17 protein-coding genes and 1 pseudogene are annotated in these 20,280 nt (G+C 71.0%); 6 read left to right on the plus strand and 12 right to left on the minus strand.

Features of this window, described 5'->3' with window-relative positions; all coding sequences use genetic code 11:
- Positions 1–126: 126 nt before the first annotated feature.
- The 3 genes from ACFU6I_RS01980 to ACFU6I_RS01990 form a co-directional block, all read right to left on the minus strand.
- Positions 127–1,206 carry a PP2C family protein-serine/threonine phosphatase gene (locus tag ACFU6I_RS01980; RefSeq protein ID WP_384360353.1) on the minus strand — a complete coding sequence of 360 codons (1,080 nt, stop codon included), beginning with the start codon at positions 1,204–1,206 and terminating at the stop codon, positions 127–129.
- 557 nt (positions 1,207–1,763) lie between these two features.
- Positions 1,764–2,510, minus strand: coding sequence for a hypothetical protein (locus ACFU6I_RS01985; RefSeq protein ID WP_384360355.1), 747 nt, complete (start codon positions 2,508–2,510; stop codon positions 1,764–1,766).
- A gap of 232 nt (positions 2,511–2,742) precedes the next feature.
- A complete protein-coding gene (locus ACFU6I_RS01990) occupies positions 2,743–3,327 on the minus strand; it encodes a flavoprotein (protein ID WP_384360357.1) in 585 nt (194 codons plus the stop codon).
- Positions 3,328–3,623: 296 nt separating this feature from the next.
- Here ACFU6I_RS01990 and ACFU6I_RS01995 point away from each other — a divergent pair, with 296 nt between their 5' ends.
- From ACFU6I_RS01995 to ACFU6I_RS02005, 3 genes are all read left to right on the plus strand, one after another.
- Positions 3,624–4,058: a hypothetical protein gene (locus ACFU6I_RS01995; protein ID WP_384360359.1), complete on the plus strand. Its 435-nt coding sequence runs from the start codon at positions 3,624–3,626 to the stop codon at positions 4,056–4,058.
- 131 nt (positions 4,059–4,189) lie between these two features.
- Complete coding sequence (locus tag ACFU6I_RS02000) at positions 4,190–5,539, plus strand: DUF1254 domain-containing protein (RefSeq protein ID WP_384360361.1); 1,350 nt, start codon at positions 4,190–4,192, stop codon at positions 5,537–5,539.
- A 47-nt stretch (positions 5,540–5,586) separates the two neighbouring features.
- Positions 5,587–5,814: a DUF2277 domain-containing protein gene (locus ACFU6I_RS02005; protein WP_384360363.1), complete on the plus strand. Its 228-nt coding sequence runs from the start codon at positions 5,587–5,589 to the stop codon at positions 5,812–5,814.
- On the opposite strand, the gene ACFU6I_RS02010 is transcribed toward ACFU6I_RS02005, so the two are convergent.
- The 4 genes and pseudogenes from ACFU6I_RS02010 to ACFU6I_RS02025 form a co-directional block, all read right to left on the minus strand.
- On the minus strand, positions 5,801–6,478 hold the full coding sequence (locus ACFU6I_RS02010; protein ID WP_384360365.1) for a DedA family protein: 678 nt from the start codon (positions 6,476–6,478) through the stop codon (positions 5,801–5,803). The two genes, ACFU6I_RS02005 and ACFU6I_RS02010, sit on opposite strands and share 14 nt — an antisense overlap.
- 211 nt (positions 6,479–6,689) lie before the next feature.
- Positions 6,690–6,953: pseudogene (locus tag ACFU6I_RS02015) on the minus strand (DoxX family protein); the annotation flags it as partial.
- Positions 6,954–7,002: 49 nt separating this feature from the next.
- Complete coding sequence (locus ACFU6I_RS02020) at positions 7,003–8,691, minus strand: alkaline phosphatase D family protein (RefSeq protein ID WP_384360367.1); 1,689 nt, start codon at positions 8,689–8,691, stop codon at positions 7,003–7,005.
- A gap of 120 nt (positions 8,692–8,811) precedes the next feature.
- On the minus strand, positions 8,812–9,456 hold the full coding sequence (locus tag ACFU6I_RS02025) for an HNH endonuclease family protein (RefSeq protein ID WP_376334010.1): 645 nt from the start codon (positions 9,454–9,456) through the stop codon (positions 8,812–8,814).
- A 301-nt stretch (positions 9,457–9,757) separates the two neighbouring features.
- On the opposite strand from ACFU6I_RS02025, the gene ACFU6I_RS02030 reads away from it, so the two are divergent.
- Positions 9,758–10,492 carry an ABC transporter permease gene (locus tag ACFU6I_RS02030; RefSeq protein ID WP_384360369.1) on the plus strand — a complete coding sequence of 245 codons (735 nt, stop codon included), beginning with the start codon at positions 9,758–9,760 and terminating at the stop codon, positions 10,490–10,492.
- Positions 10,493–10,504: 12 nt separating this feature from the next.
- Here the strand turns inward: ACFU6I_RS02030 and ACFU6I_RS02035 are convergent, their stop codons facing one another.
- Positions 10,505–11,167, minus strand: a complete 663-nt coding sequence (locus ACFU6I_RS02035) for an HAD-IA family hydrolase (RefSeq protein ID WP_384360371.1) — start codon at positions 11,165–11,167, stop codon at positions 10,505–10,507.
- A 187-nt stretch (positions 11,168–11,354) separates the two neighbouring features.
- Positions 11,355–12,389, minus strand: coding sequence for a peptidoglycan-binding protein (locus ACFU6I_RS02040; protein WP_384360373.1), 1,035 nt, complete (start codon positions 12,387–12,389; stop codon positions 11,355–11,357).
- Between the two features lie 118 nt (positions 12,390–12,507).
- On the opposite strand from ACFU6I_RS02040, the gene ACFU6I_RS02045 reads away from it, so the two are divergent.
- Complete coding sequence (locus ACFU6I_RS02045) at positions 12,508–14,550, plus strand: MFS transporter (RefSeq protein WP_384360375.1); 2,043 nt, start codon at positions 12,508–12,510, stop codon at positions 14,548–14,550.
- 40 nt (positions 14,551–14,590) lie between these two features.
- On the opposite strand, the gene ACFU6I_RS02050 is transcribed toward ACFU6I_RS02045, so the two are convergent.
- Complete coding sequence (locus tag ACFU6I_RS02050) at positions 14,591–15,067, minus strand: GNAT family N-acetyltransferase (protein ID WP_384360377.1); 477 nt, start codon at positions 15,065–15,067, stop codon at positions 14,591–14,593.
- Positions 15,068–15,362: 295 nt separating this feature from the next.
- Entirely contained in the window at positions 15,363–16,478 is a 1,116-nt protein-coding gene (locus tag ACFU6I_RS02055) for a DUF2330 domain-containing protein (RefSeq protein ID WP_384360379.1), read from the minus strand.
- Between the two features lie 411 nt (positions 16,479–16,889).
- On the opposite strand from ACFU6I_RS02055, the gene ACFU6I_RS02060 reads away from it, so the two are divergent.
- Positions 16,890–18,860: a bifunctional glycosyltransferase 87/phosphatase PAP2 family protein gene (locus tag ACFU6I_RS02060; protein WP_384360592.1), complete on the plus strand. Its 1,971-nt coding sequence runs from the start codon at positions 16,890–16,892 to the stop codon at positions 18,858–18,860.
- Between the two features lie 66 nt (positions 18,861–18,926).
- Here ACFU6I_RS02060 and ACFU6I_RS02065 read toward each other — a convergent pair whose 3' ends face one another.
- Positions 18,927–20,168, minus strand: a complete 1,242-nt coding sequence (locus ACFU6I_RS02065) for an ROK family transcriptional regulator (RefSeq protein ID WP_384360381.1) — start codon at positions 20,166–20,168, stop codon at positions 18,927–18,929.
- Positions 20,169–20,280: the final 112 nt, after the last annotated feature.

Below are 20,280 nucleotides of genomic sequence, written 5' to 3' on the forward strand. Positions count from 1 at the left end.
GCTCTTCCGGGCAGCGGGCGGGCGGCACGGGCCGCGCAGTGCGGCCTGGACGCGCCCGGTCCGCCGGCAGACCATGCGCGCGATGGCTGCGGCCAGGGAAGTGGAACTCGCCCGCGCCCTCGGCGGCTATGTCCCACGGCTGCTGCCTGCTGATGCCGACGAGTCGCGCTGGACGTGTTGAAGGTGCGGGGTGTGGTCCCGGCGGATGGCGAGGAGGGCGACGTCGTCGCCGAGGCGTCCGCCGGTGTGGGCGAGCAGGTCGCGTTCGATGCGGCGGAGCAGTGCCTCGGGAGGGTGGTCGGTCCACTGCGCTGCGCGTTCCGCGAGCGGGTAGAAGACGCCGTTGTGGTCACGGGCTTCGATGACACCGTCGGTGTACAGGACCAGCGTGTCCTCAGGGCCGAAGGGCAGGACATCGACGACGAGGTTGCCGGGATCCGTGACGCCGACGCCAAGTGGGGGCCCGGGGTGGAGGCGGGGCACGTGGACGGTGTTGCCCGGGCCGAGCAGCAGAGGCGCCGGGTGACCGCAGCTGGTCATGCGGACCACGGGCTCGGCATCGGCGATCTCGAGCAGAAGAGCGGTCACGAAGCGTTCTCCCGCCTCGCCCTCCGGTTCGAAGTCGGCGAGGTAGCGGGTCATGCTCCGTTCCAGGGAAGCGGCCAGGTCGGGCAGGGAGGCGTGCTGGTGGGTGGCTTCGCGGAAGGCACCGAGCAGGAGGGCGGCCTCGCCCAGGGCGGGCAGGCCCTTGCCCCGCACGTCGCCGATCATCACGCGGGCCGCGCTGCCGGTGCGGGCGGCGGCATACAGGTCGCCGCCGATATTGGCCTCCTCCTCGGCAGCCAGATAAACACAGGCGAGTCGCAGCGGGCCGAGCCGGCTCGGCAGCGGCCACATCAGCACCTGCTGGGCGGCCTCCGCGACCGATCGGACCTGAGCCATCTGGCGTGCGTGCCGGTCGCGCACCGCACACAGGAACACGATCAACGAGGTGATCACCGCGATGGCGAGCATCTCCACCACCACGTTCCGCGAGGACACCGTTCCGGTCTGCCAGCCGCTGATCGCCTCGCCCACCAAGGCCAGGACCCCGATGCCGCCCGTCGTCCAGGGGCCCGCGAACCACGCGGTGAGCGTGGGCGCGACCACCAGCAGGGGACCGAGAACTATGTTCGGCCCGCTCGCGATGTCCGAGACAGTGATCACAATGATGAGCACAACAGGGATAAGCAGCAGCAGGTGGCTCGGCTGCCACGGCTGCCCGAGACCCTCACGTCCCTGCCTGGAGCCCACGCCTTCCACACTGCACTGCTACGGATCGCCCCGCGACCGCAGGAGACGGTGAGGGCAGCAACCACGCAGGCGCGGCCTCGGGGGTGGACCGTGAGCGGTGGCGGGCCTTCCGAGCGGCTCGAACCCAGCGGGCTCAAGGCACTCTCCGGAGCCGTCGCGACAGCGGCAGTGACGTCAGTCCTGAGGCAACGAGGGCGGACGGCGGCGGATCCGCGCGACCGTCGGCGGCGCCCGCCACGATTGCGGCGGTACGCGCTCGACGGTGGCGCCCGTGTCTTCTGAACGCCGGGTCGCATCCCGGGGGAGTGTCCAACTGCGTGACGACGCCGACGCACATCGGCGGGCAAGCGCGGACGTCTGTGCACCAGCGCCGCAGGTGAGAGGAACAGTCGGCCGATGTCGAGCGCCCAGCCGAGTTCCTTCGGGACGAAGAGGTCGTGGGTTTCAAACCCCGCCACCCCACACGGTTCTCAGCCAGAACTGGCGATGACCTGCCCGACGACGGAGAGGCGCTGCTCGCATTCTGGGCAGGTCGCCTCACCGAAGGCATAAGTCAGGGCGCGCGCGACCTCCTCGTGGCCGTCGGTCAGGGCAAGGTCGTAGAGGCGGCGGCCGAGACCTTCCAGGGTGCGGGGGTCGGCCGGATGGAGAGGGAAGGTATCGATGTCGTCGGAGAGGGCATGGTCTTCCGCCGCGCTGAAGAAGCCCTGCTCTCCGATGATCACCCACAGCGACGCGCACCCGTCGGGATCGGGGCACTCGAGTTCGTATTCCTCGTTGACGACGCCCCAGATCAAGTCCTGTGCCCAGTGGATGTCGCCCTCCAGGTTCAGGACCGCCTCAAGCAGGTGGCAGTAGTCATTCCCGTCGGCGGTGACCTCCCGCCACCGGTTTGCGGCGGCCAGCAGGCGTGCGACCTCCGGCGCGTGCCGGTCGCGCAGGTGCCGGGTCTCGTACCGCTGGTCCGCCTGGACGAGAAGGGCGCCGGCCAGGAGGAGGGCCGAAGCCGCCGTGTCGGCATGGTCGTCCTCCGCCATGTCGGTCAGCGTGTGCAGCACCAACGGTTGGGCGACGTCCAGGGAACCGTTGTGGTAGAGCTCCGTCCAGAGGTCGCTCCAGGCCTGACTGTCCCGACCCGTGGCGGCACGTTCCAGCAGGGCCCTCAGGCGGTCGGAATCGGCGTCGTCCGCGCGGGGAACAGGAGAACTCGTCGTCATCTCCGGCATCCAAGCAGACTGCCGCGAGCGCACTCTCGCCGCCCCGTCGACTGCGGTGGAAGTGTGCCGGTCGGCATCTGGTGGGGCTGGGCCGCCGGCCGGGCGAGCCGTTGCGAGTCTGCCCGATGCGGGAGATGTTCCGCTGACATCCGGTATTGACATCGACGGCGGCGGTCCGGGACGGAGTCGCACCCTGGCGGCAGTGCCGCGAGAAGGGGGGCCGATCGAACTCCTAAAGCGGGTGTCGAGCAGCCCGGGCCGTCACGTGCTGGATGGACTCCGTGATCGCGGCCCAGGGGAGCTGTCGAACCGCCGGCCCTTCGCGGGGTTCATGGAGCGGCCAGACGTCAGGACCGTGGATGAGCTCTACGTCCGCCTTCCGTAGGGCCGCGACATGCGCGTCCCAGGCTGGGTGTCGTACGTGTGCTGCGTTGACCCGTGGGAACACCACGACGGGAACGCCGATCGTGCCGAGTGCCTCGCTCACTTGCGTCAGTGCTTGGTTGTCGGCGATGCCCGTCGCGAGCTTGGCGACGAAGTTCGCGCTGGCGGGGGCGACGACGTAGCAGTCGGCGACCGGGTGGGGGCGGGCCTCGGTCGGTAGGCGAGGCGTATCGCGGACCGGCAGGCCGGTTACGGCCTCCAGTCGGTCCAGTTCACCGTTCGCCCGAAGCCAGTGGCCGGCATTCGGGGTCAGGGTCACGGCTACCTGCCAGCCGACGGCGATCGCCGGCTCGACCAGGCCGGTGCGTAGTCGTTCGACTCCATCGGCTGCCGTGCCCACGACTCCCAGCACTCCGCGACTGCCTGCGCTCACGGTTCCACCACCCCGCATCGGTCCGTCCTCTCGGCCAGAAGTACAGCAGAGAGGTACCGCAACCACAGCGACCATGAGTGAGGGGCGGTACTCCCGCGACCGCGGCGCCAGTACGGTCCGGTGCGATGCTCGCTGTGCGCTGAACCGGGCCCGGCACTGGCTGATCGGGGGCTGTTTTCATGGCTGACGCCACGTCGACGTGGTCACCCGTACGGACGCGTCCGGGTGGTCGCGCGGGTGGGTGCCGCGCAGGGTCGGATTCGTTCAGTCGTTCCGCTCCGGCCAAGGAGACTTCCATGGCACAGTCAGCTCCCGCCCCCGGCACCCGCCGTACCTCCGCCCCCATGGGCGAGAATCCCTGGGCGGCCGGGGGTGTCATGTTCGCCGGTGTTCTGCTGATGGTGGACGGCGTCATGGGGGTCATCAAGGGGATCGCCGGCATCGCGTCCGACGACGTCTACGCGCGCATCAGCAATTACACCTTCAAGTTCGACGTGACGGCCTGGGGTTGGATCCACCTGGTGCTCGGCGTGGTTCTCCTGGTCGTCGGCTGGGGCATCCTCAAGGGTGCCGACTGGGCCAGGGCGACGGGTGTCGTGCTGGCCGCGCTCAACATGATCGCCAACTTCATGTGGCTGCCGTACCAGCCGATCTGGGCGATCATCTCCATCGCGATCGACGCGTTCGTGATCTGGGCTCTGTGCACGTACCGTTCGGCGGCGATCATCTAGTGGTGGCCGTGACTGCGGCGGAGGGGGTCCGGGTCCGGGGCCGTCCGCTGTTGGAGAACGTCCGGCCTGCACCCGTGGGCCATCGATCCCGACGATGCCCGGTCGGGCGTTTCCCGGAGGGTGTGTAGGTGATGGGCGAACCGATCGGGCAGGGGGGCGACCTCGTCGCTCTTGCCGCCGAGGCGTACGTGTACGGGTATCCGTTGGTCTCCGGTCTGTCGACGGTCGAGAGATCGATGCAGGAGGGCGTCGGCCCGCTCGCGCCGACTCCGTTCAACCACTTCGCGCACGCGGGGCAGTGGGCGGCTCCCGACACCCACTTCGCCCCCGTCGGCCACGACACCGTCTGCTCGATGGCTCAGCTGGACCTGTCCGGAGGGCCGATCCGGCTGCATGTCCCGGACACCGGCGGGGCCTACTACGTGCTGCAGTTCGTGGACACCTGGACCAACAACTTCGCCTATGTGGGACGTCGGGCCACCGGCACGGACGCGGGTGACTGGCTCATCGTGCCGCCCGGCTGGTCGGGCAGGGAGCCCGGCGGGGTGCGCGGGGTGATCGATGCGCCGACCTCCGTCGTCTCTGTCATCGGGCGCAACGTCTGCGACGGCCCGGACGACATCACGCGGGTGCGGGCGCTTCAGGAGCAGTACACGCTCACGTATCTCGAACCCGGCACGCACCGGACGGGGCTGCCGGCGCCCGACCCCGACGTACCGGCGGAGCTGCGGTTCTTCGAGCAGCTCAGGGTGTGGCTGGCCGACTTTCCGCCGGCCGCCGCCGACTGCGCGTACCAGGACCGCTTCCAGCCGCTGGGGTTGCTGGAGGAGGGCCCCTCGCCGTACGTCTCCGCCGGTTCCGCCCTCGTACGCGCACTCACCGAGGGGATGGCGCAGGGCAGGGAGCGGGTCGAGGCGGCCGCCCGGCCGACCACGGTGACGGGCGGGGGATGGGAGATGGATCCGCATCTCTACGACTACAACCTCGACCACTTCGGGGTGGGGACGATCGACTCGCCGGAGTGGAAGATCGCCGACCGGGAGGCGTCCTACCTGGTCAGAGCGGTGGCGGCGCGCGTGGCTCTGTGGGGGAGCCACGGGTACGAAGCGGTGTGCGCCCACACCTCCCACGACGCCGACGGCAATCCGCTGAGCGGTGCGCACTCCTATGTGATGCGCTTCGAGCAGCCGCCGCCGGTGGAAGCGTTCTGGTCCGTGACCATGTACGAAGCGCCGGACCATCACCCCGTCGCAAACCCGGCGGGCCGACGCTCGCTCGGGGACCGCACCCCCGGGCTGGTGCGCGGGGCCGACGGGTCGCTGACGGTCCACATCGGCAAGGAGACGCCCACGGACCCTGCCGCGGTGGCGAACTGGCTGCCCGCGCCGGACGGGGAGTTCCGGCCCGTGCTCAGGTTCTGCATGCCGGGGCGCGCGATCATCGACGGCAGCTATGCGCTCCCCGCCATCGAACTGAGCTGACCCGGGTGTTCCGGCCCGTTGTCAGTGGGGCGGTCCACACTGGAGTCATGTGCCGCAGTATCAAGACCCTTCGCCCGCCAGCCATCCCCGATGAGGCCACCGAGGAGGACATTCGGGCGGCCGCCCTGCAGTTCGTGCGGAAGGTGTCCGGCTTCCGGGCTCCGGCCGCGCACAACCAGGAGGTGTTCGACCGGGCCGTGGACGAGATCGCCGCAGCGACCGTCAGACTGATGGACGGTCTTGAGGTGCGGGGGGCAGCCGTCAGGACGCCGTAGAAGCCGAAGCGGGTGCCGGAGCGGAAGCCGTCGCGGCCGCCGCTCCGGGGCGGCGCATGAGGTACGCGGCGAGGGCGCCTGCCATGAACAGGGCCAGGACCGAGACCGCAGTGCCCAGCCATGTCGTGCCCAGCCACTGGCCGCCGAAGTAGCCGAGGCCCACGCTGTAGACCGCCCAGGCCACACCGGCCAGCGCCGACCAGGGCAGGAACTCCTTCACCCTGCGGTGCGCCGCGCCCGCGCCCAGGGAGACGACCGAGCGGCCGGCCGGGGCGAAGCGGGCGATGACGACGAGGATTCCGCCGCCGCGGCTCAGAGCCGCGCCGAGTCGTTCCTGGGCGGTGGTGAGGCGGCGAGAGCGGGCAATCGCCCGGTCGAGGCGGTCGCCGCCGCGCCAGGCCAGCCGGTACGCGACGAGGTCGCCGAGCACCGAGGCGGTGGCCGTGCTCAGGATCAGGGCGAGGAGCGACGGAACCTGGGGGACCTCACCGGGGCCGCCCGCCGTGCCCACGACCGTGGTCGAGCCTGCGGCGGCGGCTGTCGCAGCGGTGATCACCAGGACCCCGCTGGGGAGGACGGGCAGGAAGACGTCCAGGAGCACCGAGAGGGCGACCACGGCATAGATCCATGGGCTGCCGGTCAGCGCACCCACACTCTCAAGCACCTTCTACTCCCCGATTCGTTTCAACGCCGCGACGTCGCAGGGGAGCGGCAGGAGCGGCAGGGCCAGCTGTACAGCGTACGCCTGCCGTTTACCTGCACATCATCAATGTGCGGGGGATGTTGTGTACCTCACGCGTCACATCTGCACCGTGGGGAGCGGTGCCCGGCCCTCACTGTCGCAGAGGGCCGGGCATCCGGTACCGGGCCTCGGATCAGACCGTGACCGCCGACGCCTGCTCGCGGGCGCGGTCGTCACTGCGCTCCGCGTCGTTCCGCGGGGTGAACAGCCGGTCCAGGGCGAAGGCGCCGGGGCCGGTGAAGACCAGCAGCAGGAACACCCAGCAGAAGACCGCTGACGGCTCGCCGCCGTTCTGCAGCGGGAAGAGGGCCTCGGGCTGATGGACCTTGAAGTACGCGTACGCCATGGAGCCGGAGGAGATGAAGGCGGCGATGCGGGTGTCGAGGCCTAGGGAAACCTTACCAATGCTTGCAAGTTCAACATTCTGTCGACTAGCTGAAAATTTCCTATGCGTCGGTGGTCAGGTTCCGGTCCAGCACCGTCTCCAGCTGCGCACCTGCACTGCCCTCTTTGGCCTGAACCAATGTCAGCGCAGCTTTTCGGCCACGCAGGGTGAGGGTCATCAACTGATTGCCGAACCACGGTCCGCCGGTCTTCCGCCACTGGATCGGTGACGGCCCCGTCCGCCCGTGGCGTGCCAGTGCCCGCCCCAGCCGCCGTCCCGTCCGGCTCCAGGCGAAACGGAATCCCGCCCTGAGCGCACCGGGTATCGAGTTGTGCACGGGTGAGCAGGTCAGCTGCAGGATGCGTGCCCCGGGCGCACCTCCCGGCGCGTCGGCCGGCCATGAGGGCTCCGCGATGTACGCGTGGTGCACATCGCCCGACAGCACGCACACCGTCGCCGGAGCGTCCGGACCGCTCCCCGCCTCCCGGATCAGCTCGGTCAACCGGCGGAACGAGGCGGGGAACGCCGCCCAATGTTCCAGGTCGGAGCGTCGGCGCAGATTCTCGCCGAACCGTGCCCAGCGCCCGCCGGGCCCACCCCGCTCGCCCCGGCACAGCGCGGCGTCCCACTCCTCCGCGTCATGGACGAGCGGCGGAAGCAGCCACGGCAACGACGTACCGATCAGGAGATGGTCGTACGAACCGGGGTCGGCGAGCGCCTCCTCGCGCACCCAGCGCGCCTCCTCGGCGTCGAGCATCGACCGCCGCTCCTCGTCGAGAACGCGAGCCGCGCGGGTGTCCACCATCAGCAGCCGTATTCGGCCGAAAACACGTCGGTAGCTCCACCGTGTACCGGCGGGTTCGGCGTCCGCCTCGGCGGCGAAGCGGCGCAGTGGCTCCGTGCCGTCGGGGACGGCACACACCTCGGCGTAGAGCGGGTCCGCGGCCAGGGCGGTGGGGGAGAGATTGCCGAGGTGCTGGTAGACCCAGTACGAGGCCAGCCCACTGACGATCCGCTCGTGCCACCAGGGGGTCGCCCGGACATCGGCGAGCCAGGCGGCGCTGGTGTTCCAGTCGTCCACGACGTCGTGATCGTCGAAGATCATGCAACTGGGGACGGTCGAGAGCAGCCAGCGCACCTCGGGGTCACGCCAGGACTCGTCGTAGAGGTGGGTGTACTCCTCGTAGTCCGCGACCTCGGCGCCCGGCGGTTCGCTCAGGTCCCGGCGTGCGGCGAGGCGGCGGCGGGTCGCCTTCGACATCTCGTCGGCGTACACCTGGTCGCCGAGCAGGAGCAGTACGTCGGGGCGTGCGGCACCCGGGTCGGCGGCGAGCCGGGCGGCGAGGGCGTCCAGGGCGTCGGGGCCGACGGTGTCGGGCTCGCCGGAGGGTGGAGCGGCCCAGCGGCAGGACCCGAAGGAGATCCGGACGGGCCGTTCCCCGGTGTCATCGGCCGGAGCCGGTGGCGTGGTGATCGTGCTCGCGGGGAAGCCGGAGTCCTTGAGCGGCCAGACCCGGAGGCCGTCGAGCAGTACCTCGTACGCGGTGGTCGAGTCCGGGGTCAGACCGGTCACCACCACCAGTGCGTAGTGGTGACCGGCGATCGCGAACGTCCGGGACGAGCCGGACGCGCCGTCCGCGCATCGCACGTCGACCGTGGTGGGCCGGTCGGCCTCCACCCAGACGGTTGCGGTGGAGCCCGTCTCCCAGTCGACGTATCGCAGCAGTGGTCCCAGGCGCAGCCCGGCCATGAGGTGCCCTTCTCGCGTCGTCCCGCACGGACGGGGCTCGTCACATACGGACGGGGCCCGTACGGTACAGGCGGCTCCGTACCGTACGGAACGACGGGGAGGGGGCGGGCGGTTCCGGGGTCAGCAGCCGTTCAGGACCGACTGGAGCGCGCTCTTCTCCGCGGAGTCGACGGTCAGGTTGTAGTAGTGCTTCACATGCACCCAGGCGCGCACGTAGGTGCACCGGTACGCGGTACGCGACGGCAGCCACTTCGCCGGGTCCTGGTCGCTCTTGGACTGGTTGACGTTGTCCGTGACCGCGATGAGCTGTGGGCGCGTCAGATCGTTGGCGAACGACTGGCGTTGGGCGGTGGTCCAGCTGCTCGCGCCCGAGCGCCAGGCCTCGGCGAGCGGGACCATGTGGTCGATGTCCAGGTCGGAGGCGGCGGTCCAGGTGGCTCCGTCGTACTGCGAGTACCAACTGCCGCTGACGGCGGCGCAGCTGGAGTCCTGGACCACGTTCGTGCCGTCGCGCTTCAGGACGACCTCGCGGGTGTTGCAGGTGCCCGACTGGGTGATCCAGTGCGGGAACTTGTCCCGGCTGTAGCCGGTCGACGAGCCTTCCGCCGATACGGTCAGCTCGCTCAGGTAGGTGCGGGCGGTGGAGGCGCTCACCGGGGTGGGCATGGCCGCCTGGGCGGTGGGCGCGGTGAGCAGCCCTGTGGTTGCGGCAAGTGCGGCGGATGCGACGACCACACCTATGCGACGCGCGTAGACACCAGACATGCGAACTCCCTCGATGTGGGGGGACCTTGGACGGGCGACCTGTGGAGCCCGGCCATCGTGGCGGCGCCAGGTTTCTGTGGGGTGGGCGCCAGGTAACAGGGTGGCGACATGGGCACGTCACATCAAGGGCTGGGGCGGAGCGGGCTGCGCTGCGAGGGCGTACGGAAGGAAATGTGCGGGCGTACGCGAATGTTCGCGGCCTATGGGGTGTCCGGTCCCGTACGCGAGGCATATGAGGAAGCGGCAGTTGACGTATCGACAGGTCGCGAATGCCGGGGCCGGCCGGACTTATGGTTGCCGCGTGCTGCTTCCGGTCAACCTCACGCTCGGCATCGTCCTCGCCGTGCTGCTCGCGGCGGCCGCCGCCGTCGCCGCCTGGGCCTCGCTCGGCCGGTCGCGCGAGATCGTCCTCGCCGGGCTGCGCGCCGCGGTCCAACTCGCCGGTGTCTCCGTGCTCATCGGCTGGGTGGTCCGCTCGCTGCCGCCGCTGCTGTGCTTCGTGGCGCTGATGTATGCCGTGGCGGTACGGACCGCCGGACGTCGGATCACCGGGAACCGCACCTGGTGGTGGGCGGCTGTGCCGATCGCCGCGGGGGTGGCGCCGGCGGTCGCCCTGCTGCTGCTCACCGGGCTCCTGCCGGTCCGGGGCATCGCGCTGATCCCGGTGACGGGCATTCTCATCGGGGGCGCGCTCACCGCGACCGTACTCGGCGGACGGCGGGCGCTGGACGAACTGACCACGCGGCGCGGGGAGGTGGAGGCGGGAATGGCGCTCGGGCTGCTCGACCGCGATGCCCGGCTGGAGATCGCCCGGCCCGCGGCGTCGGACGCGCTGCTGCCGGGGCTGGACCAGACGCGGACGGTGGGGCTCGTCACGCTGCCCGGGGCGTTCGTGGGCATGCTGCTGGGCGGCGCCTCACCGGTTCAGGCGGGGGCTGTGCAACTGTTCGTCCTGGTGGCGCTGATGGCCGTACAGGCGGTGGCTGTCGCCACGGTGCTGGAACTGGTGGCGCGGGGGCGGCTGCGCCGCGACTGAACCGGGGCGGGGTCAGAGGGCGCGGATGTGCAGACGGGTCGAGCCGTCGGCCGACGCCTCGACCCGGATCTGCGTCAGATCCCCGACGTGCGCATCCGGCGCCAGTGCCGCGGCGCGCGGGCCCACGCCCACGACGCGCATCCCGGCCGCCCGGCCTGCCGCGATACCCGCCTCCGAGTCCTCGAAGACGATGCAGTCGGCCGGGGCGAAGCCCAGTTCGGCCGCACCCTTGAGGAAGCCCTCGGGGTCGGGCTTGCTGGCGCCGACGCATTCCGCCGTGACGCGGGTGACCGGCATCCGCAGTCCGGCCGCCGTCATCCGGGCCTGGGCGAGCGCCTCGTCGGCCGAGGTCACCAGGGCGTGCGGGAGCGTGGCGATCGCGTCCATGAAGGCCGGGGCGCCGCCGATCGGGACCACGCCGTCGGTGTCGGCGGTCTCCTCGGCGAGCATGACCCGGTTGTCGGCGTAGTTCTGCTCCATCGGCCGGTCGGGCAGGAGGACCGCCATGGTGGCGTACCCCTGCCGCCCGTGGACCACCTTGAGCGCGGCCTCGGGGTCCAGTCCCTCCCGCAGCGCCCAGCGCCGCCAGCAGCGCTCCACCACCGCGTCGGAGTTCACGAGTGTGCCGTCCATGTCGAGCAGGAGGGCACGTGCGGTGAGGACGGTGGCCGGCATCGGCGGGCTCCAGGGCGCGGGGGGAGGGGGCGACGTGGGGTGAAGAGAACAAGCGGCCCCGCCCGCCGGTCAGGGAGTGCAGGCGAGGGCCACTTTGTTCCATCACGATACAAAAACCTGCCCGGGAAAGCGAATCCCTTTCCGAATACGGGAGGAGAAGGATGGCTCTCCGGGGCCGGTCGCCGCCTCAGGACCGGCCGCGGCCCGTCGTCTCCGCCTCCAGCGCGCTCCGGGTGTTCGGGCCGTAGACGCCCGGCGGGTCGCCCTCGATGGACTCCTGCGACTGGTAGGCGCGTACGGCGCTCGCGACCCGCTCCGAGTAGTTGCCGTTGTCGGGTCCCTGGTAGAGCCACACCTCCTGCAGCCGCCGTTGCAGCTCGGCCACCGCGGGACCGTGGTCGCCGGTCTGCAGCGTGCTGCCTTCCGGTTTCCCGAGTGACGGGGCCGTCGAGGTTCCGGTGGGCTGCGAGGCCGTCGCCGATGCCGACGGGGCGGACGGGCGCGATGAGGCAGCGGATGCGGAGGGGGAGGGCGAGGTGCTCGCCGACGCGGAGACGGACGCGGACGGCGACGCCGAAGCCGACGGGGAGGTGGACGCGGACGGCGACGCCGGAGCCGACGGCGATGCGTCCGGCGAAAGGGGCGCATCGGGGACGCTCGACACCCGGGCGCTCGGGAGCGCCCGGTCGTGCTCGGAGTCCCCGTCCCCGCCCCCGCCGAACAGACCGCCGGCGAACGCCGCGGTGCCCACCACGCCGATCACGGCCGCGCCGACCGCGACCATCGCGAGGGGCCGTCGGCGGCGTGGCTGCACCGGGTCCACCAGGTCCACCAGATCCGTGGCCGTGGCGTCCGTACGGAGATCGTCCGCCCCGGCGCTCTCCTGCGACAGAGGCGTCAGGGGCGGCAGAGGCGTCAGGGGCGTCAGAGGCGGCGGATCCTCGGGCGTCGCCCGGTCGAGGAAGAGCGGCATCGTCATGGCGGGATCGCCCGGGGCGGCGTCCATGGGCGCCTCGTCGCCCCCCAGCGTCACGTACGGCCGGATCCGCAGTGGATCGAAGTCCTCTGCCGCCGCGGTCTCCGCCCGCTCCGCCGCGCGCCGTGCCGCGCGCTCCGCGCACCCGCACCCGGGCCCCGCGTCAGGTCTGCCGTGCGGTCCCCCGTCCCATGCATCCGTTGCTCTGTCGTCCGTGCCGCATTCCGGGCAGACATGTCCGGTCATTGTGGGTCCCTCCCCTTGAACTGCCTGCGATTATGCAGTCCTCCGCAGCGATGCCCCAACAGGCCATAACCGTCCACAACGGCCAGGATGGTGATGTAGCGGAACCGAGGAGATGTTCATGGCCCACCAGCTGAACCCTCCGGCCCTGGCCCCTGGCGAAGGCCGTTCCCAGCGGACGGTCCTGGTCGCCATCGGTGCCCTGCTCCTCGGCATGCTGCTCGCCGCGCTCGACCAGACCATCGTCTCCACCGCTCTGCCGACCATCGTCAGCGAACTCGGCGGCCTGGAGCATCTGTCCTGGGTGGTCACCGCCTATCTGCTCGCGTCGACCGCCGCGACCCCGCTCTGGGGCAAGCTCGGCGACCAGTACGGCCGCAAGAAGCTCTTCCAGCTCGCCATCGTCATCTTTCTCATCGGCTCCGCGCTCTGCGGCATGGCCCAGAACATGCCGCAGCTGATCGCCTTCCGCGGCCTCCAGGGCCTCGGAGGTGGCGGTCTGATGGTGCTCTCGATGGCGATCGTCGGTGACATCGTCGCCCCGCGCGAACGCGGCAAGTACCAGGGGCTGTTCGGCGCGGTCTTCGGTATGACGAGCATTCTCGGACCGCTGCTCGGCGGGCTCTTCACCGAACACCTCAGCTGGCGCTGGGTGTTCTACATCAATCTGCCGATCGGCGTCGTCGCCCTGCTCGTCATCGCCGCCGTACTGCACATCCCGGTCCGTCAGGCCAAGCACACCATCGACTACCTGGGCACCTTCCTCATCGCCTCCGTCGCCACCTGCCTGGTTCTCGTCGCCTCGCTGGGCGGATCGACCTGGGCCTGGGGCTCGGCGCAGATCATCGGACTCGCCGTCGTCAGCGTGGTGCTGCTGATCGCCTTCGTGTACGTCGAGCGGCGCGCCGCCGAACCCGTACTGCCGCTGAAGCTGTTCCGGATCCGGACCTTCAGCCTCGTCGCCGTGATCAGCTTCGTCATCGGATTCGCGATGTTCGGAGCGATGACGTATCTGCCGACGTTCCTGCAGGTCGTGCACAACATCTCGCCGACCCTGTCCGGTGTGCACATGCTGCCGATGGTGCTCGGTCTGCTGCTCACCTCGACCGTGTCCGGTCAGATCGTCAGCCGTACGGGCCGGTGGAAGGTCTTCCCGATCCTCGGCACCGGCATCACCGCGATCGGCCTGCAGCTCCTGCACCGGCTCACGGAGAACAGCAGTACCTGGCAGATGAGCGCCTACTTCTTCGTCTTCGGTGCCGGGCTCGGTCTGGTGATGCAGGTCCTCGTACTCGTCGTGCAGAACGCCGTCACGTACGAGGACCTCGGCGTCGCGACCTCCGGGGCCACATTCTTCCGCTCCATCGGTGCCTCGTTCGGCGTCGCCGTCTTCGGCACGATCTTCACCAACCGGCTCACCGGCAAACTCGGCGCGGCTCTCTCGGGCGTCCCGCTGCCACCGGGCATCGACGCCGGTCGACTGGCCGCCGATCCGCGCGCCATCTCCCAACTGCCGCCCGTGCTGCGGGCCCCGGTGATCCACGCGTACTCGACCTCGATCACCGACGTCTTCCTGTACGCGGCGCCCGTGGTCCTGGTCGCCTTCGTCTTCGCCTGGTTCCTCAAGGAGGACAGGCTGCGCGGCTCCGTGACGGCTCCCGACAGCACCGAGACCCTGGCCTCGAACCCGGTCGAGCGTTCCTCGTACGACGAATGCGCAAGGGCCCTGTCGGTGCTCGCCACCCGCGAGGGGCGCCGCGACCTCTATGTGAGGATCACCGAGCGTGCGGGGTACGACCTGCTGCCCGCGGCCGGCTGGATACTGCTGCGCATCAAGCGCCACGGCACCGTCGAACCCGGGCTGCTCGCCGACGCCACCCCTGTACCGCTGCGCGTGATCAGCGAGGCGGTGCGACAGCTGGAGGAGCGCGGTCTGGCCCGACGCGAAGGAGTGCAGCTGGTGCTCACCGACCGCGGCTCGGAGGCCGTGGTGAAACTCGCCGAAGCGCGTGAGGAGTTGCTGGCCGAGCTGTTGGGCGACTGGTGGGGGCCGGAGCGGCCGACCGACCTCGTCGGACTCGTCGCGGAGCTGACCGCCGAGACGACCGGATCGAGCAGGGAACAGCCACGCTGTCCGGAGCCGAGGCGGGACCACGCGCGCTGACCCGGGCCCGGGGGATCCCCGGACCGGGGGCAGCTCCCGGTCACAGCTCCTTCGCGAACCAGTGCTCCGCGTACTGTCGCCGGTGGAACGCGGGCACCTCCCGGTAGCCGTGCTTGGCGTACAGCCCGCGCGCCTCCACCAGGTCGTTGCGGGTGTCCAGCCGGATCTGTCGTACGCCGAAGGCACGCGCGGCGCTCTCGACGGCCGCGAGCAGCAACCCGCCGCCGCCCGTGCCGCGGAACTCGGGGCGCACGAACACGCGGGTGAGCTCCGCGGTGTCCGCGTCCACCACCAGCAGCCCGGCGCAGGACGCGGGATTTCCGTCGAACCTGCCGACGACGAACGCGCCGGTCGGCCCCGTGAGCAGGTCGGCGCCGTCGCCGGAGAGTCCCTCGTCGATCTCCTCCGCGGTCGCGGGCCGCTGCCAGTAGCGGCTGGCGACCTCGTCGTAGTAGTCACGACGCAGGGCGCTCGCGTCGGGGGAGTCGAAGCGTTCAGGGGCCACGGTCCAGGTCATGTGCGCCATTGTGACCTGAGCATGACCGGGGAGCCCAACGGTTTCTCGGGGGGCGACAGCGCAGGACGAGCAGGGGAGCGACGAGCGGGCGGTACGGGCCGGGGTCGTTCGGCGTGACCGACGCCTGGGCACCCGAGCGGATGCGGACCGCGGTGGTGGCGGACGAGGTGCGGATCTCTGTACCGCGATTCACCCTGCGTACAAACGTTCAGGTCACCGAGCGGTTGCCCGCACTCGGCGTACGGACCGCCCGCGGCCCTGGCGTGCCGCACCGGCAGCACGCACAGCCGCACACTCACGCCAACGGCGGTGGGACCGTGACCGGCGGCGGGGGCAGCACAGGGCGCCGCAGGTGCGCCCGGACGCCCAGCAGCACCGCCGCGGCCGCGACCAGCACGACACCCAGGAGGGTCAGCAGCCAGGCCGGGACGCCGGCCACGGTCAGCAGCTCGTTCCGGTAGGTCATGGTCCGGTACGGGGTGTCGGCGGCGCTCGCCCGCAACTCGTGATCCCCGTCGATCCGCTCCGGGTGCGGGAACGACTGCTCGATGGCGGTGACGAACACGGGCTTCTTGCCCGCCAGCTCCCGGATCGCCCCCGTAGCCGTGGAGCTCGTCGCAGAGGGCGTCGAATCAGTCGGGTCGACCTTTCCCGCGTACGTCACGCGCGGCGCCTCCCCGCCGATCGGGCCGGCCGGCTCCATCCGGTGGGCGGCCAGCACGTACAGCCCCAGCGACTGCGGTGTCGCGGCGAGCTTCGACAGCCGCATCGGGTAGACGAGCCGGTCGCTCGCGAACCTCAGCCGCAGCGGGTCGAGTTCGCCCAGGAGGAGCGCACCCTTCTCCCTGGGGGCGAGGCGGACGGCCACGTACTCCCACTTCCGGTCGACGTACGGCTGCAGCGCGGTCGCCAACCGGTCGGGCAACTCGAAACCGTTCCGCCGCAGCCAGGTCTGCAGCGCCTCGGGGTCGGTCGCCGTCAGCCGCGCCACATCGAACGGGCCGAGCCGCTCCCGCCCGACAACCCCCACCGGCGGTGCGCCGGCCGCGGACGGCGGTGCTGCCGCGTCCACCCCACCCCCGGAACCGGCGAACGGCCAGTCCCCGGAGCGTGGCCAGAAATAGTGCCGGGTCGCGAGGACCGGCGCGGTGAGGGTTTCCAGCTCCGAGAAGAGCGCCCGATCACCCAGTTCGACGGAGGCGCGGTGCGGTACGGGCATGATCCAGGCCGCCTCCGGGGCGTCCCCGCGCACCGTCAGCTGCATGACGATCTGCTCGGTGCGGCCGTCCCAGCCGACCACCGATGTCTCCCGGTCCACGGTGACGTGCGCGTCCTTGCCGGGGACCATTGCCCCGCAGCCGCATGCGTACGCCGGGCTGATCAATGATCCGAGCTGCAGAGAGACCAGCATCAGCAGCAGCGACAGGGCGCGGATTCCCCACGGACCTCGCTTCCCCCATGGGCTTCGCCTTCCCCGCACCCGCCGCATGAACCGCGTCCCCCCGTGCCCGTTGAGCCCCGTCGCGACCAACCCATCGGTCGATCAGGGGGACAGACGTCGGAGCGAACGATCCGGTTCCGGCCGGCTGTGTCCGGGCTCGACCAGGCTCTCCGGCGTTCTCTCGAAAAAGGGCGGGATGACAGTCAGGCGAAGAAGGGGTTGATTGTGTCTATCTCATAGCGCAATGCGAAGGTTTCACAGCACGTCCCGCGTCGAGGGACGGCGGTTGGACGGTGGGAGGGTCGGCGCAGCGTGGCGAATGCGGAGCACAGTGTGCGCGGAAGCGCGGTGACCGGGGCGAGGACCGGGGCTGCCCGGGCCGTGCTCTGGCTGGTCGTCGCAGTGCTGGCGGGGCGGCAGATGGCGGTGGTGCTTCGGCAGCCACCCGGTGAACGGCTCACCGACCTGGAGACCTGGATCGGCGAGAACGGCGTACTGCATGTGGCGGGCTCGCTGTACGACACCGACCGCTTCACCGGCACCCCCTTCGCCGGACTGGTGCTGAAGCCACTGACGCGTACGGCCGAACAGAGCCTCGGTGTCGCCTGGACCTTCGGTTCGCTGCTGCTCGTCGCCGTCCTCGGCATCGTCGCGGCGCGCGCCCTGCCGGGACCCGTCTCCCGCCGCACCTCGCTGCTGGCCGCACCCGTCGCGATCAGCCTGCTCATGCTGTCCCTTCCGGTCCGTAACGCCCTCCACCTCGGCCAGACCAGCATTCTGCCGGTCCTGCTGGTGCTCCTGGGCTGCTTTGCGGCCCGTGGGGAACGGGCATCCGGTGCACTGATCGGGATCGCCGCCGCGCTCCAGCCGACCATGCTGCTCTTCGCCGCCCTGTTCTGGTTCACCGGACGCCGCCGGGCCGCCGTGACGGGCGGTGGCGCGTTCGCCGCGTGCACCGCCCTGGCCTGGGCCGCGATGCCGAACGACTCGGTCACGTACTGGGTGCACCATGTCGCGGGCACCGGGCTCGGAGACGGCGCGGACAGCCTCGCCAACCAGTCCCTGCACGGCGCGCTGCTCCGCTTCGGCCTTGCGGGCCCGCTCGAGATCGTGCTGTTCCTGCTGCTGGCCGCCGCCGTCTGCTACGTCGGGCTGCGCCGCGCCATACGCTACGCGCAGGACGGCCAGCTGCTCCTCGCCGTCGCCGTGACCGGCTGCGTCGCCGTCGCCGTCTCGCCGACCGCCTGGCAGCACCAGCTGCTGTGGGTGCTTCTCGCCGTCGTCGGCCGGGCCGGTACCCGCGCCTCCGAGCGGCTGGTGTGGCCGGCCGTCGTGGTGCTCGTGCTCACCCTGCCCGGGAAGGTACTGCTGCCGAACCTCCCGGTCGTCTACCCGGTACGGGACAACGTGCTGCTCCTGGCGGCACTCGGCGCGGCCTGCGCCGCACCGTTCCTGCCGCGAACCTCGCCGTACTGGCAGCACCCGGTCCCCACGGACTACGCGGCCCCGGTTCCGGCCCGCTGGAGCCGCGTACCGTTGCTGCCGTTCTGGCGGCGGGTGCTCAGCCGCCCCAATCTGCTGCTCGAACTTCTGCTGATCCGGGTCGTCTACTCCGCTTACGGACAGGTCAGGCTCGCGGCCACGGCCGGCCGCGCCACCGCCGAGGAGCACGGACGGCAGATCCACTCGCTCGAACAGTGGCTGCACATCGACATCGAGCACTGGGCCAACCACGCGGTCGTCCGCACCGGCTGGCTGCGGGACTTCTTCGACCACTACTACTCGACGTTCCACTTCATCGTGCCGCTGACGATCCTGGGTGTGCTGTACGTACGCCGCCCCGCGGACTACCGCTGGGCCCGCTCCACCCTCGGCTTCGCCACCCTGGTCGCACTCCTCGGCTTCTGGCTCTACCCGCTGGCCCCGCCGCGGCTGATGCCCGGGCTCGGCTTCATCGACACGGTCCATGGCGTCCAGGACTTCGCGAAGCCCGACTACGGGACGTTGACCTCGATGACCAACCAGTACGCGGCGATGCCCTCGCTGCACTTCGGCTGGTCGCTCTGGTGCGGCATCATGATCGTGATGCTGGCCCCGAAGGCGTGGATGAAGGCGCTCGGGCTGCTGCACCCGCTGTTCACGGTCTCCGCGATCGTCGCCACGGCCAACCACTGGGTGCTCGACGCGGTGGGCGGGGCGCTGGTCATCGGGACCGGATTCCTGCTGACACACGTCCTGGCGGGGCCGCGGAGACTGCAACCCGTGGCGGGGCCGACGCACGGGGCGGACGGCACGACATCCACGGAACACGTGCCGGAGGAGACCGGCGAGGCGGTGGGCAGCAAGCGCTGACCGGGCCGCACCCGGTCCTGCTCCGCAGGGGCCGGGGCGGTGGGAGGTCGTGGGCCGAGGCCTTCGTCAGCCGAGACCCTGGTACGACGCCGTCACGCGTTCCTCGGCGACGTCGAGGGCACGTCGCACCGCACCCAGGGCGACCGCCCGCTCGCCCGACCCGGAGGCGTCCACGGCGACCGGTACCAGGGTGTGCGACCGCAGGTGCCTGCGCACGGGGTCGAGGAGGACGTCCCCGGCCCGTGACACCCCGCCGCCGATGACGATCCGGCCGGGATCGAGCACCAGCACCAGTGCGGCCAGCCCTCGGGCGAAGCGGGCGGCCACCCGGTCCACCACGCCGACGGCCGCCGGGTCGCCCGCCCGGGCCGCCGTGAAGAGCGGTGCGATGTCGTGGGCGTCACCGACCGCCACCCCCGCCTCCAGGGCCAGCCGGTGAATCGCCTCGGCGCCGACGAGCTGCTCGAACGGTCCCATGCCGTCGGCCGGACGCGGTCCCGGAGGGGCGTCCGGATCGCGCACCAGGTCGATGAAGCCCAGCTCACCGGCCGCGGCCGAATTGCCCCGGTAGGGCCTGCCGTCGATGACGATGCCGGTGCCGATCCGGCGGCCCCACTGGACGAAGACCAGGCAGTCGGTGCCCGCACGCGCACCTGCGCCGGTACCGGCCGCCGCGCCGCTTCGGCGTTCCGAGAGCACGGCGAGATTCACGTCGTTGTCGATGGTCACGGGGCAGTGCAGCCAGTCGCGCAGCAGCGAAACCGCCGGCAGCCCGGCCCAGTCGGGGATGCTGGGGGCCAGCAGCACCTCGCCGCGTTCGCGGTCGACGATGCCGGGGGTGCCCGCACTCACGGCCCACAGGTCCGACAGCGGTACCCCAGCCTCGGCCGCTGCCGCGGTCAGTGCGCTCCGCACCGTGGCGAAGAGCTGGGGCCCGGCCGCGCCCGGGTCCACGGTCGCGCGATGGGAGGCCAGCACCTGGCCCGCCAGGTCCGCGATCATCACCAGCACCTTGTGGGGGCCGATGTCGACTCCGGCGACGTACCCCGACTCGGCGCGGAACCTGGCGTACTGGGCCGGTCGGCCGAGCTGCGGGGACCCGGCGGCCGCGGTGAACTCCACCAGGCCGCAGTCCCTCAGCTCGGTCAGCGCCCTCGTCACCGCGGGCCGTGAAAGGCCGGTGAGCGAGGCGAGGTCGGTGACGCGGGCGGTCGGAGCGTCGCCCTCCCGCAGTGCGGCCAGGACCGCGGCGACATTCATCCGGCGAAGGACGTGCGGACCGGTGGCCGCGGCTCTCCCGACTGGCATATGCGTCAACTCCCTTGCCCCACCGTGCTGTCGGCACTGTATCCAGCAAGCCGGGAACCCGGACCGCCCGTCCTCTTGACGGCCACATGACACCCAACTCATATTAACGAAT

This window comes from Streptomyces sp. NPDC057486, assembly GCF_042802415.1.
GTDB lineage: Bacteria > Actinomycetota > Actinomycetes > Streptomycetales > Streptomycetaceae > Streptomyces > Streptomyces yanii.

Bases quoted from the DNA above. Each gene is read 5' to 3' on its own strand.
- ACFU6I_RS02050 (WP_384360377.1), bottom strand. From the start codon at position 15,067: ATGACCTGGACCGTGGCCCCTGAACGCTTCGACTCCCCCGACGCGAGC.
- ACFU6I_RS02005 (WP_384360363.1), top strand. From the start codon at position 5,587: ATGTGCCGCAGTATCAAGACCCTTCGCCCGCCAGCCATCCCCGATGAG.
- ACFU6I_RS01995 (WP_384360359.1), top strand. From the start codon at position 3,624: ATGGCACAGTCAGCTCCCGCCCCCGGCACCCGCCGTACCTCCGCCCCC.
- ACFU6I_RS02065 (WP_384360381.1), bottom strand. From the start codon at position 20,168: ATGCCAGTCGGGAGAGCCGCGGCCACCGGTCCGCACGTCCTTCGCCGG.
- ACFU6I_RS02045 (WP_384360375.1), top strand. From the start codon at position 12,508: ATGGCCCACCAGCTGAACCCTCCGGCCCTGGCCCCTGGCGAAGGCCGT.
- ACFU6I_RS01985 (WP_384360355.1), bottom strand. From the start codon at position 2,510: ATGACGACGAGTTCTCCTGTTCCCCGCGCGGACGACGCCGATTCCGAC.
- ACFU6I_RS02055 (WP_384360379.1), bottom strand. From the start codon at position 16,478: ATGCTGGTCTCTCTGCAGCTCGGATCATTGATCAGCCCGGCGTACGCA.
- ACFU6I_RS02020 (WP_384360367.1), bottom strand. From the start codon at position 8,691: ATGGCCGGGCTGCGCCTGGGACCACTGCTGCGATACGTCGACTGGGAG.
- ACFU6I_RS02040 (WP_384360373.1), bottom strand. From the start codon at position 12,389: ATGACCGGACATGTCTGCCCGGAATGCGGCACGGACGACAGAGCAACG.
- ACFU6I_RS02025 (WP_376334010.1), bottom strand. From the start codon at position 9,456: ATGTCTGGTGTCTACGCGCGTCGCATAGGTGTGGTCGTCGCATCCGCC.
- ACFU6I_RS02035 (WP_384360371.1), bottom strand. From the start codon at position 11,167: ATGCCGGCCACCGTCCTCACCGCACGTGCCCTCCTGCTCGACATGGAC.
- ACFU6I_RS02000 (WP_384360361.1), top strand. From the start codon at position 4,190: ATGGGCGAACCGATCGGGCAGGGGGGCGACCTCGTCGCTCTTGCCGCC.